Source organism: Methylobacterium oryzae (genome assembly GCF_021398735.1).
GTDB lineage: Bacteria > Pseudomonadota > Alphaproteobacteria > Rhizobiales > Beijerinckiaceae > Methylobacterium.
The window spans coordinates 4,038,871-4,055,373 of record NZ_CP090349.1 but is presented as its reverse complement, the minus strand read 5'-3'; the positions used below and the strand labels follow the sequence as shown (position 1 = coordinate 4,055,373).

Below are 16,503 nucleotides of genomic sequence, written 5' to 3'. Positions count from 1 at the left end.
CGAGATCGGCCCGGCGGTGACTTCCGATCCGGTCGTGCTGCGCGTCAGGACGACAGACCGGAGGCGGACGCAAATACCTCCACGTCCGGCCTGTGCGCCTGTCGGTATTCACGGGGGCTCACGTCGTAGCGATCCTTGAAGCGGCGCGCGAAATGCGCCTGGCTGCTGAAGCCGCAGCCATAAGCCAACAGGCCGATCGACAGGGCGGCGCAGGCCGGGTCGGTCAGGCGTTTGGCGGCCACCTCCAGTCGGCGTCCCCAGATGTAGTCGGAGATGTGCCGGCCGCGCTCATGAAACAGCTCCTGCAGCCGCCGCAACGACACGCCCATCGCGGCGGCGAGCCGGGGCGCGTCCAGGTTCGGATCGCTCAGGTTCGCCTCGACATAGGCCTTGGCGCGCTGAACCGTGACGTTGCCGTGGACGGAACGGGGTACCTCCTGCGCCATCCGTTCGGCGAGGCTCGCCACGATCAGGTCGACGCCGATCGATGCCATGCGCTCGGCCGCGTCAGGGGTGAGGCGATCGCTGACCCGGACGAGTTCCTGAAGGTAAGAGCCCGTCAGGGTCGTCGAGGCGAGGTCCGCTGCGGCCGTGAGCGCGGTGTAGAGCCGGGACGGGCCCAGAACGGTCTCGAAACGCTGGCGCGGCAGATCGATGACCAAGGAGTCGCCGGTCTCCGCCTCCATCACGGATGAACTCGAGTCGAGCAAGATGAGGTCGCCCGGCTTGGTCTTCGCCTCCCGGTCAAGCTGCTGGATTGTATCCCGTCCGGACAGCTTCAGGAGCACGAAAACCCGATCGGGGTTCCCGCGGCGTCGCGCTTCGGCGTCCGTGATTCTGGTCCGCACGGTTGTGTGCCAGAAATGCGAGATCGGCATCGCGCCGATACACGTCACGTTCAGCCGTCCCTGGAACGGGAGACCGTCCGGCGTCTCGATCTCGGCAGGCACGAGCCGCTCGCAGACCAGTTCCCGCCATTGGCGGACCGCGTTTCTGGGATGAATCCCATCTGTCGAGAAAAACGGTTGCATCCGCCGCCTGGGCACCCCTGTCGCCACCCGGTGGCGAAGATCGGAAACCCCGGCGTTTATTGTATATAATCTACCTTCACAACAGGGAGACGGGGGACAAGGGGCGGAGCAGCGGCGCCCGGCCAAACAGCGCCGTCCGGAAGCGGACCGGCGATGATCCATCCCTCTCGAGCATCATCACGATCACGCGGCCTGATGTCCGACCCTAGAACCGCGCCGTCAGGAACAGCCGCACGTTCCGCCCCGGCAGAAGGATCTCGTCCTTCTTGAACGAGGTCGAGTTGCGGATATCGTCGTTCAGGAGGTTGCGGCCCTGGAGGCCGAGGGTGATCGCGCTCGCCCCGTAGACCGCAGGATCGACGGCCTTGGTGTAGCTCAGTTCGGCGCGCAGGTCGTCGTAGCCGGGGGTCGGCGTCTCGTACACGGCCGTGGCGTCGTGGCTGAAGGCATGGAGCAGGTTCACCCGCGCGAACCACCCGTCGGCCCGCAGGTAGACGCCGCCGCCGAGCCGGTAGGGCGGGATGCGCGGCACGTTCGCGCCGTTGTCGAACTGGGCGCGGACGAAGTCGAACTGCGCCTCGACGCCGGCGAAGCCGTTGCCCACCGGCACGAGGTCGTACTGGCCGATGATCTCGGCGCCGTAGAAGGTCGCGTTCTGCTGCTGGTAGACGATCTGCCGGTTGTCGGTGCCGACGCCGCAGGAAGCGAAGTCGTCGTCGCAGGTCAGACCCGTGTAGTTCCGGTAGATGAAGCCGGTGTAGCGGGTGAAGTAGCCGGTGGCGTCCAGGCGGAACGGTCCCTCGGCCCGCCGGATGCTGGCCTCGACGGTCCGGGCGCGCTCCTTCTTGAGGTTCGGGTTGCCGATCTCGAAGGTCGCGGTGGCGTCGTGCGGGCCCTGCGAGAACAGCTCATAGCCCGTGGGCCCGCGCTCGACGTAGGAGCCGGTGAGGCTCGCCACGAAGCCGTAGGGCAGGTCCTGCAGGGCGCCGATGCTGGCGCTCTTCGGGGCGAAGCGCCGGGTGCGCGCGTACTGGAACGGCTCCTGTCCGTCGACCGGCACGTAGTCGGCGGGGAACTGCGCCGCCGTGCTCGAGAGCCGGTCGACCTCGTAGCGCCCGGCCGCCTGCAGCCGCGTGCCCGGGCGCAGTTCCAGCTCCTCGAAGAGGTAGACCGCGTTCGCGCGCGACTCCGTCTTCGGCAGGAACGATTCGAGTTGCGTGTTGATCACACGCCGGTCCGACTGGAAGCCCAGAGCGCCGGTGAGCCTGCCGAACTCCGTGATGACCGGGACGTGCTGGAGTTCCAGGCGTCCCTCGGCCTCGCGGTTCTTGAAGATCGCCTGGACGCCCTCGATCCCGTCGTCGCCGATCCCGACCTCGTTGTGGCGGTAGACCGAGTAGCCCGCCCAGTAGCGGATCACCTCGAAGGGCCCGTCGAGCGGACGGTACTCGCCCCGCGACAGGACCCGGTCCTGGTTCGGGGTCAGGCGGGTCCGGTCCTGCTCGGCGACGCCGCCGGGGATCGCGTAGACCGCGTCGTAGTGGCTGAAGGAGACGCCCACGAAGCCGCGGTCGCCGATCGCCGAGATGCCGACCGCGCCGCCCTGCGACTCGTTGTAGGAGTTGCGCTGGATCCCGCCGGGGATCGCGTAGCTGTCGTTGGCAGTCTTGAAGCCGTCGGCGTGGACCGCGATGCCGTCGCCGCCGGCATCCACCGTGGCGGCCCCGAGCCGGCCGTTATCCACGCTGGAGAAGCCGCTGGTGACCTGGCCCTGCACCCCGTTCGCCGGGATGAAGGTCGGCACCCGGTTGTTGTCGGCCGAGACGACGCCGCCGATGGCCCCCGAGCCGTAGCGCAGGGTCGCGGGACCGCGGATCACCTCGATCCGGTCGGAGACCAGCGGGTTGACCGGCACGGCGTGGTCCTCGCCGAGGTCGGACACGCCGCCGTTGACGATGCCGTTCTCCTGGATCCGCACCCGCGCATTGTCGAGGCCGCGGATGATCGGCCGGGACGCCGCGCCCGGCGCGTAGGTCGTGCCCGAGATGCCCGGCCGGTCGAACAGGGCGTCACCCAGGGTCCGCGGCTGGTCGCGCGCGATCTGGTCCTGGGTCACCACGGTGACCGGCGAGAACGTGTTGGTCGCCACCGGCAGGACGCCGATCGGCACCGCCGCATCCGCCGCGACCGCGCCGCGCGACGGCTGGATCGGGCTCGGGCTGGTGACGCTGATCTCGTCGAGGGCGACGGCCTGCTGCGCCCGCGCGGCGGAGGGCGTGAGGAGGCCGGCGCAGACGGTCGAGGACAGGACCGTGCTGGTGAGGAAGCCGAAGCGGCGCGAGGGAAGCATCGAGACTCACACAGTGTTATATCGTTTCATTGTTGCGGTGCCTCGGTCTGGTGCAAGCGTTAATCCCTCCGGTGTCGGACACGGCCGAGAAACGTTACATCGTTGCAACAGCGATCCGGGCGGCGCGCCCGCCCAAGCTCAAGACGCCGGTTGACTTTGAAACGTTATAACATTTTGATCGCGTCATGACTCAGCGCGACACCCGCCTTCCCGTCACCGTCCTGTCCGGCTTCCTCGGGGCCGGGAAGACGACACTTCTCAATCACGTGCTCACCAATCGCGACGGCCGCCGCGTCGCGGTGATCGTCAACGACATGAGCGAGGTGAACATCGACGCGGATCTGGTCCGCGCCGGAGGCGCCGACCTGTCCCGGACCGACGAGACGCTCGTCGAGATGACCAACGGCTGCATCTGCTGCACCCTGCGCGACGACCTGCTCGCGGAGGTGCGGCGGCTGTCGGAGACGGGGCGGTTCGACTACCTGCTGATCGAGGGGACCGGCATCGCCGAGCCGCTGCCGGTCGCCTCGACCTTCTCGTTCCGCGACGAGGCCGGCCGCTCCCTGTCGGATCTCGCCCGGCTCGACACGATGGTCACGGTGGTCGACGCGGTGAACCTGCTGAAGGATTACGGCTCGGCCGCCTTCCTGCGCGAGCGCGGCGAGACCGCCGGCGCCGAGGACACGCGCACGCTCGTGGACCTGCTCGTGGAGCAGATCGAGTTCGCCGACGTGGTGGTGATCAACAAGGCGCACGACGTCTCCGCCGAGCATCTCGCGCTGGTCCGCTCCGTCGTGCGCGGCCTGAACGCCGACGCCCGCATCCTCGAGACCGATCACGGGCGCGCGCCGCTCGCCGCGATCCTCGATACCGGCCTGTTCGACGAGGAGAAGGCCCAGCAACACCCGCTCTGGTTCAAGGAACTCTACGGCGCCCACGCGCACGTGCCGGAGACCGAGGAGTACGGCATCGCCTCCTTCGTCTACCGGGCCCGGCGACCCTTCGACCCGGAGCGCTTCAACGCCTTCGTCAACGCCACGTGGCCGGGCCTGATCCGCGCGAAGGGCCACTTCTGGCTCGCGACGCGGCCGGACTGGGTCGGCGAGTTCTCCCTGGCGGGCGCCGTGGCCCGGGTCTCGGCGATGGGGTTCTGGTGGTCGGCCGTGCCGCGGCGGCGCTGGCCGGAGGCGCCCGAGTTCCGGGCGCGCCTTCAGGACGTCTGGAGCGAGGTCTGGGGCGACCGGCGCCAGGAGCTGGTCTTCATCGGCACCGGCATGGACGCCGCGGCGCTCACGGCAGCGCTGGACGCCTGCCTGATCGAGACCGGCGCGGACCGGGCGCCGTTCGATCCCGCGCCCTATCGCGGCCTGCCGGACCCGTTCCCGGCCTGGCGCCGCGCGGCCTGAGGGCGACGGTCAGGTGGCCAGCGCCTCTGCCTCGTCCTCGGCCTCGATCTCGGCATCCGCCTCGGTCGTCTGACCGGATGCGCCGGCCGCCTCCGCGAGGCCGCGGGCCGCCTTGCGCAGGAGCTTCCGGAGGCGGCGGCGGTCGGTCTTGTCGAGGTGGTCGAGCAACTCGGCCTCGACCTCCTCCTGGATCCGCTCGATGGCCTCGGCCTTGGCCCTCCCGGTCTCCGTGAGCTGGACCCGCACCACACGGCCGTCGCCCGATTCGGCCCGGCGCTCGACGATGCCGAGGGCCGCGAGCCGCGTGACGGTCTTGGAGGCGGTGGGCGGCCGGACACGCAGCAGGGCGGCGAGATCGCCCATCGTCATCGTGCCGGCCGCTGCGAGCGCCTGCACCACCTGCTCCTGGCCGGCGAACAGGCCGAGCTTCGCCAGACGATCGCCGGTCCGTGCCCGGTGCAGGCGCGCCGCCTGCACCAGCGCCCAGCCGACGCTGCGCACGCCGGGCGGCCTCAGCTTCTTGGACGGGAGTCCGAGCACCGCGGCCTCGTCCTGATGATCGCGCTTCTGCTTGTCGCCCACCGGAGCGCCCGAATTAGAGCCGGCGGCCGCCGGACGATCCTGAATCTGCACCGTCCACCCCCATCAAGCGGCCGCCCAGGTCCCTGTGGCGCCGACCGGTGACGGTGCGATGACGGGGCTGGCGCGGAGGCCCGCTCAGCAGTGCATGAGACGCTGGAGACGGTCCAGGATGTCCTCGCCGGTGCAGGGACGGGCGATGAACTCGGCATGCTCGGGCATGCGGGCCGGGTCCGGGGCCGCGCGCCCGGACACGATCAGGATCGGCAGTTGCGGCCGCGCCTCGGCCACGGAGCTCGCGAGGTCGAAGCCGTCGGTCTTGCCCGAGAGCTGCACGTCCGTGACCAGCCCGCAGATGTCCGGGCGCGCCTGCAGGATGCTGAGCGCCCGCTCGGCCGAGGCACACTGGACGGTGTCGTAGCCGCCTTCCTCCAGCACGTCCCCGAGGTCCATGATCGTCAGCGCCTCGTCCTCGACGAGGAGGATTACCGGCCGATCGCCGCTCGAACCCGTCTGCTCGCTCGCCACTGTGTACTCCCTTCGGCAGCACCCGGCCGCGCGGGCCGCCGCACGCATCTCCAGCCGTAGGCCCAACGGCAGAAACGGTCCCGGGTTGCAGGCCGGCACGGGGGCTCGTCACGGGAAAGTGGAACGCGCGGCCCTCATGTCGATGCCGGCGCCAGCTCGGTCACCACCCCGGCGACGGCCTCGACGAGCCGGTCGAGATCGGCCGCACCGATCGTGAGCGCGGGGGTGAGGTAGACGATGTCGCCGAAGGGCCGCACCCAGACGCCGCGGGCGAGCAGTTCCGCCTTCAGGACGGTCAGATCGGGCGCCCGCGCGAACTGGACCGCGCCGATGGCCCCGAGGACCCGGACATCGGCCACGCCGGGCACACGCCGCAGCGGCTCCAGCCCCGCGGCGAGGCGCTCCGCGATGGCGCGGGCCTGGCTCAGGCGCGGCTCGGTCTCGAACAGGTCGAGGCTGGCATTGGCCGCCGCGCAGGCGAGGGGGTTGGCCATGAAGGTCGGGCCGTGCATCAGCGCCGCCGCCGGATCCTCGGACCAGAACGCCGCGAACACCTCCGTGCGGGCGACCGTGGCGGCGAGCGCCATCGTGCCGCCCGTGAGCGCCTTCGACAGGCACAGGATGTCGGGCACGAGCCCCGCCTGCTCGCAGGCGAACAGGCTGCCGGTGCGCCCGAAGCCGGTGAAGATCTCGTCGGCGATGAGCGGCAGCCCGTGGCGGCGCGCCAGCCCGGCGACCGTCGCCAGCACCTCCGGCGGGTGCGTCCGCATCCCGCCGGCACCCTGGACCAGCGGCTCGACGATCACCGCCGCCAGGGTGTCGCGATGGGCCGCCAGGGCCGCGTCGAGCGCCGCGGTCTCGGCCGCGCTGCGCGGCAGGTCGCAGAAGATCTGGCTCGGCAGGTAGGCACCGAAGCGGCGATGCATGCCCTCCTCGGGGTCGCAGACCGACATCGCCCCCATCGTGTCGCCGTGGTAGCCGCCGCGGAACGCGAGGACCTTCGTCCGCCCGCTCACGCCGCGGTTGATCCACATCTGCGCCGCCATCTTGAGCGCGACCTCCACGGCGACCGAGCCCGAATCGCTGAGGAAGACGTGGTCGAGATCGCCCGGCAGCAGGGCGGCGAGCCGCCGGGCCAGGGCCTCCGCCGGCGCGTGGGTGAGGCCGCCGAACATCACGTGGGGCATGCGCGCGAGCTGGTCGGCCACCGCGCCCGCTATGTGTGGGTGATTGTAGCCGTGCACCGCGGTCCACCAGGAGGCGATGCCGTCCACGAGCTCGCGCCCGTCGGCGAGGCGGATGCGGGTGCCCTGGGTCGCGACCGCCTCCAGGGGCGGCGCCGCGCGGCGCATCTGCGTGTAGGGCCGCCAGAGATGGCCTGCGGGCGTTGCGAGGGTCATGCGCCTGGCATGATGTGGCCTCGGACGGGGGTCAAGGACCGGCACCCGCCGCTTGACATTGTCCGCGCGGCACCGCCCATCCCCGTCCCCATGGACAGCCTCGACGCTTTCGCCACCGGGAAACTCGACGCCCTCGAGGCCGGCAGCCTGCGCCGCAAGCTGGTGCCGACGGAGCGCGGCGCCGGCGCCGCGGCGGCGCGGCGGGGACGGGCGCTCGTCTCCTTCTCGTGCAACGACTATCTCGGCCTCTCGCATCACCCGCGGGTGATCGCGGCGGCCCAGGCCGCGGTCGCGAGCCACGGCGCGGGGGCGGGCGGGTCGCGGCTCGTGACCGGCGACCACCCCTATCTCGGCGCCCTGGAAGCCGGCCTCGCGCGCCACAAGGGCACGGAGGCCGCCCTGGTCTTCGGCAGCGGCTACCTCGCCAATCTCGGCATCACCCCGGCGCTCGCCGGGCGGGGCGACCTCGTCCTGCTCGACGAGCTGTCCCATGCCTGCATGTGGGCGGGCGCGCGGCTCTCGGGCGCGCGGGTCCTGACCTTCCGCCACAACGATCCCGGCGACCTCGCGGCGCGGCTCGCCGAGCACCGGCCGCACCACGGGCGCGCCCTCGTGCTGACCGAGCGCGTGTTCAGCATGGACGGCGACCGGGCGCCCCTCGGCGACATCCTGGGCATCGCCGAATCCTTCGGCGCCTGGACGCTGGTGGACGACGCCCACGGCATCGGCGTGGTCGAGGACGGACCGCGGGCGCCCCTGGAGATGGGCACCCTGTCGAAGGCGCTCGGCTCGTACGGCGGCTATCTCTGCGCCTCGCGCCCGGTCATCGACCTGATGACGAGCCGCGCCCGCAGCTTCGTCTACACCACCGGCTTGCCACCGGCCTCGGCCGCCGCGGCCCTGGAGGCGCTGGCGATCCTGGAGGCGGAGCCCGAGCGCCGGGCCCGTCCCCTCGCCCTCGCCCGGCGCTTCACCGCCCGCCTGGGCCTGCCGGAGGCCGAGAGCGCGGTCGTGCCGGTCCTGGTCGGCGAGGCGCAGGCGGCGCTCGACATCTCGGCGGCGTTGGAGGCGCAGGGCTACCTCGTGGTGGCAATCCGCCCGCCGACCGTGCCGGCCGGCACCGCGCGGCTGCGGGTTGCCTTCTCGGCCGCCCACGACGAGGCCCAGGTCGACGCCCTCGCGGAGGCCGTGGCCGCCCTGATCGGTTGAGCGCGGGCGCTTCTCGGTGATCGCGCCGATTCTCATATCTGCGGGCCGAACACGCGGCTGCGGACACCGTTCGTCTCTGCGAGCGCAGCGAAGCTGGCCAGGGCAGCGCGACTTCTGAGATCGTGGCGCCACACTGGATTGCTTCGCTGCGCTCGCAAAGACGGTGAGGGCGTCGCGACAACCTGCTAAGGCGTTTCGCGCATCGAGAACCCGATCCGGCTGCCCGAGGTCGGGCGACATCATCGAGAGGACGACGCCATGGACGCCACCGCGCTGCGAGCCCTCCAGGCTCCGATCAAGGACAAGTACCGCACCGCGCCGGACGCGGCGGTCATCACCTTGAAGGCCAGGGGCACGCTGGACGACACCAAGATCGCCTGCAAGGTCGAGACGGGCCGCGCCATCGCGGAGGCCGGGCTGCATCCGGCCACGGGCGGCTCGGGCGCGGAGCTGTGCTCGGGCGACATGCTGCTGGAGGCGCTGGTCGCCTGCGCGGGCGTGACGCTCAAGGCGGTGGCGACCGCCCTGGAGATCCCGCTGCGCGCCGGCACGGTCAGCGCCGAGGGCGACCTCGATTTCCGCGGCACCCTCGGGGTCGACAAGGAGGCGCCGGTGGGCTTCCGCAACATCCGCCTGTTCTTCGAGCTCGACACCGACGCGCCGGAGGACAAGCTCGCGCAGCTCCTGAAGCTGACCGAGCGCTACTGCGTCGTGTTCCAGACCCTCAACCACAAGCCGGAACTGTCGGTCGCCGCGACGACGGCCTGACGGGGCGCACCATGGCGGGCGGCATCACCCAGGCCGAGTACTGGAACGGCGAGGTCGGGACGCGCTGGGCGCGCAATCAGGCCGTCCTCGACGCGATGTTCGTCCCGCTGACGGAGGCGCTCTTCGCTCGCGCGGGGCTCGCCCCGGGCGAGACGGTACTCGACATCGGCTGCGGCGCGGGCGCCACGACCCTGGAGGCCGCGCGCCGGGTCGGGCCCGCCGGGAGCGTGACGGGCGCCGACATCTCGGCGCCGCTCCTCGCCGTGGGGCGGGAGCGCGCCGAGGCGGAGGCCCCCGGGAGCGCGTCGCTCCGGTTCGTCGAGGCCGATGTCGAGACGGCCGATCTCGGCCGGTTCGACCACGTCGTGTCGCGGTTCGGCGTGATGTTCTTCGCGGATTCCGCCCGCGCCTTCGCCAACGTGCGCCGGATGCTTCGGCCGGGCGGCCGGATGACCTTCCTGTGCTGGCGACCCCTCGCCGAGAACCTGTGGGTCGGCGTGCCGCGTGACGCGGTGCTGCCGCTCCTGCCGGAGGTGCCGCCGCCGCCGCAGCCCGACACGCCGGGTCCGTTCCGCTTCGCCGACGCCGACCCGCTCGTCGCGCTCCTGCGCAGCACCGGGTTCGACGCCGTCACCTGCGATGCCCTCGACCGGGACATCGTCCTCGGGCAGGGCGAGACCGACGCGGCGGCGGTCGCGGCGGCCACCCACGTCGCCCTGAACCTCGGGCCGAGCTCCCATCTCGTCCGCGAGGCCGCGCCGGATCTCCGGGCGCGCGCCGAGGCAGCCGTGGCGGAGGCCCTCCGGCGGCACGCGGCGGGGGGCGCCGTGCGCCTGCGCGCCGCCTGCTGGCTCGTCCAGGCGGGATAGGTTCCGCGCCGCTGCTCGCTCTCACCGTCTTCGCGAGCGGAGCGAAGCGATCCAGCCCGCGCGACGATCCGGGGCGTCCCGCTGCCCTGGGTCACTGCGCTGCGCGCGTGATGACGAAGGGCGCGACGGCCGCCGAAGGGTCGATCAGAAACGGTATCAGAGACCCAGCGCGCCGCCGTCCGAGCGCGGGTCGTGGGTCGCCTCGATCCGCCCGTTCCGGGGATGGCGGACCAGCATGCCGGCATGGCCGAGCGAGTCGATGTAGGAGCCGCCGAGTTCCTCGATCTCGTGGCCGAGTCGGCCGAGGGCCGCGATGCAGGCCGGATCGAACCGATCCTCCACCTTCACGCTGAGGGAGGGCGCGCCCCAGGTGCGCCCGTAGAGCAGGCGCGGCGCGTCGACCGCGTCCGCCACCGACATCCCGTAATCGGCGTAGCGGGTGAAGATCTGGGCCTGGAACTGCGGCTGCCCGTCGCCGCCCATGCTGCCGTAGCTCATCACCCGCCCGTCGTCGAAGGCGGCGAGCGCCGGGATCAGCGTGTGGAACGGGCGCCGGCCCGGCTCCAGGGGATTCACGGCCTTCGGGTCGAGGGAGAACGACATGCCCCGGTTCTGCCAGCAGATGCCGGTGGCGGGCAGGACCGTGCCGGAGCCGTACTCCCAGTAGACCGACTGGATGTAGGAGACGGCGCGGCCGTCCTTGTCGATGGCGCCCATCCAGACCGTGTCGCCGTGACCGGGATCGGGCAGGGGCACCCCGGCGGCGCGGCCCATGTCGACGAGCGCGGCCTCGCGGGCGAGCCGGTCCGGGGTCAGGAAGGTGGCGGGATCGTGCCGCAGGCGGGCGAAATCGGTGACCACCCGGTCGCGGATCGCGAAGGCCCGCTTCGTCGCCTCGATCAGCCCGTGGTAATGGGCCGTGGTCTCGGGCTCGGCGATGTTGAGACGGTCGAAGATCCCGAGGATCAGGAGCGCCGCGAGCCCCTGGGTCGGCGGCGGGAAGTTGTAGAGCGTCGCGTCGCGGCGGCGGATCGACAGGGGCGCCCGCTCGACCGCCGCGAAGGATTCCAGATCCGCCCGGGTGACCGGCGCGCCGAGGCGCTCCAGGTCGGCGGCGATCTCCCGGCCGATATCGCCACGGTAGAAGTCGCCGAGGCCCGCATGGGCGAGCTGCTCCAGGGTGGCGGCGAGCAGCGGGAGGCTCCGGGTCTCGCCGGCCGGGAACGGCTTGCCATCCTTCAGGAACGTCCGCGCGAAGTTCGGGGCGTTGTGGAGCGTGTCGAGTTCCTGGGGCACGTAGCGCGCCTCCGACGGGGAGACGGGCACGCCGGCCCGCGCCTGCGCGATCGCGTCGGCCAGCAGGGTCTCCAGCGGGAGGCGGCCGCCCAGCGCCCGCGCCAGCTCCAGGGCGAGGCGCCAGCCGCCCACCGCGCCGGCGACCGTCACCATCGCGTCGGGGCCGCGGGCGGGGATCGCGTCGTAGCCCTTCTCGCGGTAGCGCGGGATCGTGGCGAGGCGCCCGGCCGGACCGCAGGCCTCGATGCCGCGCACCCGCCCGCCGCGCTCGCGCACCAGCCAGAAGCCGTCGCCGCCGATGCCGTTCATGTGCGGGTAGACCACCGCGATGGAGGCGGCCATCGCCACCATCGCCTCGATGGCGTTGCCGCCCTGCGCCAGGACGGTCTGCCCCGCCTGGGCGGCGAGGCTGTGGGGCGCGGCGACGGCGGCGGACGTGAAGACGGGGGTCTCGGGCATCGACGGTCCTGTGGTGTACCGGCCGCAGGGTTAGGCGAGCGCGCGGCTCCTGCAAAGGTCGAGCGTGCTCGACCAGCACGCCGTGCTATCCTGCGGCCCGCACTGTCGCCGACAAGCGGCCCATGGTCCGGAAGCTCATAGCCCTGTTTGCCCTGGCCCTGTCGGCCGTGCCCGCCGCGGCCCAGCAGCACGTGCCCTCGGTCTTCGAGGGCGCGGGCGCCGATCCGCGCGTCTCGGTCTCCCAGCCGGAGACCACCAGCCAAGCCTCCGGCGGCTACGTCCGCTCGGTCGAACCCTCGCTCGGCCCGCTCGGCGATCCGCTGGGGATCCGCCCGGTCCTGAAGGAGCGGGGCATCGAGTACAGCCTGACCTACATCCTCGACGTGCTCGGCAACCCGGTCGGCGGCCTGCGGCAGGGCGCGATCGTCGAGGACCGCCTCAACCTGCGCCTCAACCTTGACCTCGACAAGCTCGCGGGCTGGCAGGGCGCGACGGTCCACGCCAACACCTACTTCATCCACGGCACCGGCCTGTCGCGCTACTATGTCGGCAACCTGCTCACGACGAGTGTCATCGAGGCGCTGCCGTCGACGCGGCTCTACGTTCTCTGGCTCGACCAGAGCCTGATGGACGGAAAGCTCGGGATCCGGATCGGCCAGCAGGCCGCCGATACCGAGTTCTTCGTCAGCCAGACCGCGACCCTGTTCGTGAACTCGACCTTCGGCTGGCCGGCCATCACCGGGCTCGACCTGCCGAGCGGCGGCCCGGCCTACCCGCTCGCGGCGCCGGCGATCCGGGCCAAGTACGTGCCGGGCAACGGCTTCTCCCTGCAGGTCGGCCTCTACGACGGCGATCCGGCCGGCGCGAACCGCCCCGGTCGGGATCCGGAGGCGCAGCGCCTCGACCGGACGGGCACGAATTTCCGCCTGCGCGATCCGGCCCTGGTCATCGCCGAGGCCACCTACGCGTACAACATCGCGCCCGGCGCCCGGGGATTGCCCGGGGACATCACCCTCGGCGGCTGGCAGCATTTCGGCCGGTTCGACAGCCTGCGCTTCGACATCACCGGCGTGCCGCTGGCCGACCCGAACGCCACCGGGATCGGACGGCCGGTGCGCGGCAATGCCGGCCTCTACGCGATCTACGACCAGACCCTCTACCGGGAATCCGGCAAGGACGACGAGGGCCTGGGCTTCTTCGTGCGCGCGGCGTGGTCGCCCACGCGTTCAAGCCTGATCGACGCCTACGTGGATACCGGCCTCGCCTACAAGGGCCTGTTCGAGGGGCGCGACGACGACACGATCGGACTCAGCTTCGCCTACGCCCGCATCGGCGACGACGCCCAGCGGGCCGACCGGGACACGATCCTCTACACCGGGATGCCGATGCCGCGCCGCCGCGCCGAGGCGGTGATCGAGGCGACCTATCAGGCGGTGGTCGTGCCGGGCTTCACGGTGCAGCCCGACGCGCAGTACGTCATCCGGCCCGGTGCCGGCGTCGCAGGTCCGGACGGGCGCCGGCTGCGCAACGCGGCGGTGCTCGGCCTGCGCGCGACCGTGCAGTACTGAGCCGGCCTGCGACCGCGGCACCCGGAACGCTCCCGGGCCTCCACCTCTTTCAGCAGCATGTTGATTTTCGAGTGGGTCGTCGGCGTCCTGTTCGGCGCCGTCCTCCTGGCCGGCGTCGCGCGCCGGCTCGGTGCGCCGTATCCCGCCTTCCTGGCGCTGGGCGGCGTCGGCCTCGCCTTCGTGCCCGGCGTCCCGAACCTGCGGCTCGATCCCGAACTGGCGCTCGCCCTGTTCCTGGCCCCGGTCCTGCTCGATGCCGGGTTCGATGCCTCGGTGCGGGACCTGAAGGAGAACTGGCGCGCGGTGCTCGGGCTCGCGGTCGGGGCCGTGGCGGTGACGACCGTCGCGGTCGCGGTCGTGGCGCGGCTCGTCGTGCCGGACATGCCGCTCTCCGCCTGCATCGTGCTCGGCGCCGTGGTCGCGCCGCCCGACGCCGTGGCGGCGCTGGCGGTGCTCAAGCACGCGCCGATGCCGCACCGGCTCGCCACGATCCTGCGCGGCGAGAGCCTGCTCAACGACGCGGCCTCGCTGCTGATCTACAGGCTCGGCGTGACGGCCGCGATGGCCGGCACCTTCCACCCGGCGGAGGTGGCGCCGGCCTTCCTCCTGGGTGTGGTCGCGAGCCTCGTCGTCGGCCCCTGCCTCGGCCTGCTGTTCGTGGCCGTGACCCGGCGCGTGACCGATCCGGCGAGCGCGATCGTGCTCCAGTTCGTCGCCGCCTTCGGGATCTGGCTCGCCGCGGAGCGGCTGGAGCTGTCGGGGGTCCTGACCATCGTGACCTTCGCGGTGACGGTCGCCCGCCGGGCACCCGGCGTCACCGCGCCCCGCGCCCGGGTGATCTCCTACGCGGTCTGGGACACGGCGGTGTTCGTGCTCAACGTCCTGGCCTTCGTGCTGATCGGCATCCAGATCGACCCGATCCGGGATCGGTTGAGCGGCGCGGACGCGTGGCAGGCGCTGATCCTCGCGGGCGCGACCTTCGCCACCGTGGTCCTGACCCGCCTCGCCTGGGTGATGCCGACCACAGGGATCCGCGGGTTCGGCCTCCGGCAGGCCGGCGCCCCGGCGCGGCTGGGCCCGGGGATCGCCCTGTCGTGGGCTGGCATGCGCGGGATCGTCACCGTGGCGGCCGCCCTGGCGCTGCCTGCCGAGTTCCCGCACCGGGATCTCGTGGTGGTGACCGCCTTCGTCACGGTGCTCGGCACCCTGATTATCCAGGGCCTGACCCTGCGGCCGCTGCTCGCCCGTCTGCGGCTGGAGGACGATGATCCGGTGGGCCGGGAGACCGGTCGGGCCCGCGCGGCGGCCTACGAGGCCGCCCTTGAGAGCCTCGCCGACGCCGAGAACGAGCCGGCGACCGACGCCCTGCGCGCCGAGTTCCGCGCGGCCCTCGCGGAGGCCGAGGCGCACGACGAGGGCTTGGCGCCGGAGAGCCTGCCGGCGGATGCCGCGCGGCGGCGCGCCGTCGAGGCCGCCCGCGACGCGGTGCTCGCCCTGCGCCGCCAGGGGCGGATCGGCGACGACGCCTACTACCTGCTGGAGGAGGAATTCGATTGGGCCGAGCTCAGCGCGACCCCGCGCGCGGAGACCTGAGCGCGCCCCGTCAGACGCCCTTGCGCGCCGCGATCCGGGCCTCGATCGCGTCCCAGACCGCGACCGACAGGTCGGGGCCCCCGAGTCGCTGGATCGCCCGGATGCCGGTGGGGGAGGTGACGTTGATCTCGGTGAGGTGCCCGTCGATCACGTCGATGCCCACCAGGATCAGGCCCCGCCGCGCCAGTTCCGGGCCGATCGTGGCGCAGATCTCGCGCTCGCGGTCGGTGAGCTCGGAGGCGGAGGCGGCGCCACCGCGGACCATGTTGGAGCGGATGTCGTTCGCGGCCGGGACGCGGTTGACCGCCCCCATCGGGACGCCGTCGACCAGGATGATGCGCTTGTCGCCCTCGGTGACCCGGTCGAGGTAGCGCTGCACGACCCAGGCCTCCCGGAAGGTCGTGGCGAACAGGTCGAACATCGAGCCGAAATTCGGGTCCTTCTCGGTGACCTTGAACACGGCCGCGCCGCCGTGCCCGTGCAGCGGCTTCATCGCCACGGTCCCGTGCTCCAGCCGGAAGGCCTCGATCTCCGCCTTGTCGCGGCTGATCAGCGTCGGCGGCATCAGCTCGGGGAAGTCGAGGACGAACAGCTTCTCGGGCGCGTTGCGCACCTCGAAGGGATCGTTGACCACAAGGGTCTCCGGATGGATCCGCTCGAGCATGTGGGTGGCCGTGATGTAGGCCATGTCGAAGGGCGGGTCCTGGCGCATCAGCACCACGTCCGCCTCGGCGAGGTCGATCCGCTCCGGCGGCGCCAGGGTGAAGTGCGCGCCCTCGACGTCCTGCACTCTCAGCCGCTCGACGCGGGCCGTCACGCGCCGGCCCTGCATCGAGAGCCGGTCGGGCGTGTAGTAGACGAGCGCGTGCCCCCGCCGCTGGGCCTCCAGCAGCAGGGCGAAGGTGGTGTCACCCGCGATCCGGATATTCTGGATCGGGTCCATCTGGACCGCGACGGTCAGGCTCATACCAAACGCCTCTCGCCAACGGCGGGCAACTCGACCGGGTCCCGTCTCAATCGTCGGACAGGGACTTGCTGCCCGTGCGCTTGTCGTAGTCGCCGATCGCCGCCCGGCATTCCGGGGACAGGCGCTTGCGGTTGCGCATCATGCAGCGATCCGCGTCCTGGCTGTTCGGATCGACGCCCGCGCAGAGGCGGAAATAGTCGTTCGCGCAGCCGAGCTGCAGGCCCTGATCCTCCCGCTGGGCGTAGGCGGGGCCGGCGGTCAGCGCGAACAGCGCCAGCGCCGCAGTAGCCAAGCCGCGGCGGCGGAAGGCGCGCAGGGATCGTTCCGGAACCAGTCGCATTCAGCGGTGTCCTCAATCTCGATCGGGCGGAGAGCCGACACGGCGGTCCCGCCATCGCCCGTGCCCGGCATATCGGTCGGGCCGGGCGGTAGGCAAGCGCCGAGGGTCCCGACGGGTTCCGCGCGGCAACGTCGCGGCCA

14 protein-coding genes are annotated in these 16,503 nt (G+C 72.0%); 6 read left to right on the top strand and 8 right to left on the bottom strand.

What is annotated here, in order from left to right; translation table 11 throughout:
* Nucleotides 1-44: 44 nt before the first annotated feature.
* Both LXM90_RS19315 and LXM90_RS19310 read right to left on the bottom strand, forming a co-directional pair.
* The gene (locus tag LXM90_RS19315; protein ID WP_267965747.1) at nucleotides 45-1,031 is read right to left on the bottom strand and encodes a helix-turn-helix domain-containing protein; all 987 of its coding nucleotides are present in this window, start codon (nucleotides 1,029-1,031) and stop codon (nucleotides 45-47) included.
* 205 nt (nucleotides 1,032-1,236) lie between these two features.
* On the bottom strand, nucleotides 1,237-3,381 hold the full coding sequence (locus LXM90_RS19310) for a TonB-dependent receptor (protein WP_234081005.1): 2,145 nt from the start codon (nucleotides 3,379-3,381) through the stop codon (nucleotides 1,237-1,239).
* 185 nt (nucleotides 3,382-3,566) lie between these two features.
* Here LXM90_RS19310 and zigA point away from each other — a divergent pair, with 185 nt between their 5' ends.
* Nucleotides 3,567-4,787, top strand: coding sequence for a zinc metallochaperone GTPase ZigA (gene zigA, locus LXM90_RS19305; protein WP_205833391.1), 1,221 nt, complete (start codon nucleotides 3,567-3,569; stop codon nucleotides 4,785-4,787).
* Between the two features lie 9 nt (nucleotides 4,788-4,796).
* Here zigA and LXM90_RS19300 read toward each other — a convergent pair whose 3' ends face one another.
* From LXM90_RS19300 to LXM90_RS19290, 3 genes are all read right to left on the bottom strand, one after another.
* Nucleotides 4,797-5,369: a MarR family winged helix-turn-helix transcriptional regulator gene (locus LXM90_RS19300; protein ID WP_020093671.1), complete on the bottom strand. Its 573-nt coding sequence runs from the start codon at nucleotides 5,367-5,369 to the stop codon at nucleotides 4,797-4,799.
* A 135-nt stretch (nucleotides 5,370-5,504) separates the two neighbouring features.
* Nucleotides 5,505-5,894 carry a response regulator gene (locus LXM90_RS19295; RefSeq protein WP_020093672.1) on the bottom strand — a complete coding sequence of 130 codons (390 nt, stop codon included), beginning with the start codon at nucleotides 5,892-5,894 and terminating at the stop codon, nucleotides 5,505-5,507.
* Nucleotides 5,895-6,028: 134 nt separating this feature from the next.
* A complete protein-coding gene (locus tag LXM90_RS19290; RefSeq protein WP_020093673.1) occupies nucleotides 6,029-7,294 on the bottom strand; it encodes an adenosylmethionine--8-amino-7-oxononanoate transaminase in 1,266 nt (421 codons plus the stop codon).
* Nucleotides 7,295-7,384: 90 nt separating this feature from the next.
* Here LXM90_RS19290 and LXM90_RS19285 point away from each other — a divergent pair, with 90 nt between their 5' ends.
* From LXM90_RS19285 to LXM90_RS19275, 3 genes are all read left to right on the top strand, one after another.
* Entirely contained in the window at nucleotides 7,385-8,503 is a 1,119-nt protein-coding gene (locus LXM90_RS19285) for an aminotransferase class I/II-fold pyridoxal phosphate-dependent enzyme (RefSeq protein ID WP_020093674.1), read from the top strand.
* A 258-nt stretch (nucleotides 8,504-8,761) separates the two neighbouring features.
* A complete protein-coding gene (locus LXM90_RS19280) occupies nucleotides 8,762-9,271 on the top strand; it encodes an OsmC family protein (protein ID WP_020093675.1) in 510 nt (169 codons plus the stop codon).
* A gap of 11 nt (nucleotides 9,272-9,282) precedes the next feature.
* Complete coding sequence (locus LXM90_RS19275) at nucleotides 9,283-10,140, top strand: class I SAM-dependent methyltransferase (RefSeq protein ID WP_020093676.1); 858 nt, start codon at nucleotides 9,283-9,285, stop codon at nucleotides 10,138-10,140.
* Between the two features lie 156 nt (nucleotides 10,141-10,296).
* Here LXM90_RS19275 and LXM90_RS19270 read toward each other — a convergent pair whose 3' ends face one another.
* A complete protein-coding gene (locus LXM90_RS19270; protein WP_020093677.1) occupies nucleotides 10,297-11,895 on the bottom strand; it encodes a gamma-glutamyltransferase family protein in 1,599 nt (532 codons plus the stop codon).
* Nucleotides 11,896-12,017: 122 nt separating this feature from the next.
* Between LXM90_RS19270 and LXM90_RS19265 the strand changes: the two genes are divergently transcribed.
* Nucleotides 12,018-13,463: a carbohydrate porin gene (locus LXM90_RS19265; protein WP_020093678.1), complete on the top strand. Its 1,446-nt coding sequence runs from the start codon at nucleotides 12,018-12,020 to the stop codon at nucleotides 13,461-13,463.
* 57 nt (nucleotides 13,464-13,520) lie between these two features.
* A complete protein-coding gene (locus tag LXM90_RS19260; RefSeq protein ID WP_020093679.1) occupies nucleotides 13,521-15,056 on the top strand; it encodes a cation:proton antiporter in 1,536 nt (511 codons plus the stop codon).
* A gap of 10 nt (nucleotides 15,057-15,066) precedes the next feature.
* Here the strand turns inward: LXM90_RS19260 and gshB are convergent, their stop codons facing one another.
* Both gshB and LXM90_RS19250 read right to left on the bottom strand, forming a co-directional pair.
* Nucleotides 15,067-16,023 (bottom strand): glutathione synthase, encoded by a 957-nt coding sequence (gene gshB, locus LXM90_RS19255; protein WP_020093680.1) that lies wholly within the window; start codon nucleotides 16,021-16,023, stop codon nucleotides 15,067-15,069.
* 46 nt (nucleotides 16,024-16,069) lie between these two features.
* On the bottom strand, nucleotides 16,070-16,363 hold the full coding sequence (locus LXM90_RS19250) for a hypothetical protein (RefSeq protein WP_020093681.1): 294 nt from the start codon (nucleotides 16,361-16,363) through the stop codon (nucleotides 16,070-16,072).
* Nucleotides 16,364-16,503: the final 140 nt, after the last annotated feature.

Excerpts from the sequence above, each read along its gene's own strand:
- LXM90_RS19315 (WP_267965747.1), bottom strand. The coding sequence starts at position 1,031 with ATGCAACCGTTTTTCTCGACAGATGGGATTCATCCCAGAAACGCGGTC.
- LXM90_RS19310 (WP_234081005.1), bottom strand. The coding sequence starts at position 3,381 with ATGCTTCCCTCGCGCCGCTTCGGCTTCCTCACCAGCACGGTCCTGTCC.
- zigA (WP_205833391.1), top strand. The coding sequence starts at position 3,567 with ATGACTCAGCGCGACACCCGCCTTCCCGTCACCGTCCTGTCCGGCTTC.
- LXM90_RS19290 (WP_020093673.1), bottom strand. The coding sequence starts at position 7,294 with ATGACCCTCGCAACGCCCGCAGGCCATCTCTGGCGGCCCTACACGCAG.
- LXM90_RS19285 (WP_020093674.1), top strand. The coding sequence starts at position 7,385 with ATGGACAGCCTCGACGCTTTCGCCACCGGGAAACTCGACGCCCTCGAG.
- LXM90_RS19280 (WP_020093675.1), top strand. The coding sequence starts at position 8,762 with ATGGACGCCACCGCGCTGCGAGCCCTCCAGGCTCCGATCAAGGACAAG.
- LXM90_RS19275 (WP_020093676.1), top strand. The coding sequence starts at position 9,283 with ATGGCGGGCGGCATCACCCAGGCCGAGTACTGGAACGGCGAGGTCGGG.
- LXM90_RS19270 (WP_020093677.1), bottom strand. The coding sequence starts at position 11,895 with ATGCCCGAGACCCCCGTCTTCACGTCCGCCGCCGTCGCCGCGCCCCAC.
- LXM90_RS19265 (WP_020093678.1), top strand. The coding sequence starts at position 12,018 with ATGGTCCGGAAGCTCATAGCCCTGTTTGCCCTGGCCCTGTCGGCCGTG.
- LXM90_RS19260 (WP_020093679.1), top strand. The coding sequence starts at position 13,521 with ATGTTGATTTTCGAGTGGGTCGTCGGCGTCCTGTTCGGCGCCGTCCTC.
- gshB (WP_020093680.1), bottom strand. The coding sequence starts at position 16,023 with ATGAGCCTGACCGTCGCGGTCCAGATGGACCCGATCCAGAATATCCGG.
- LXM90_RS19250 (WP_020093681.1), bottom strand. The coding sequence starts at position 16,363 with ATGCGACTGGTTCCGGAACGATCCCTGCGCGCCTTCCGCCGCCGCGGC.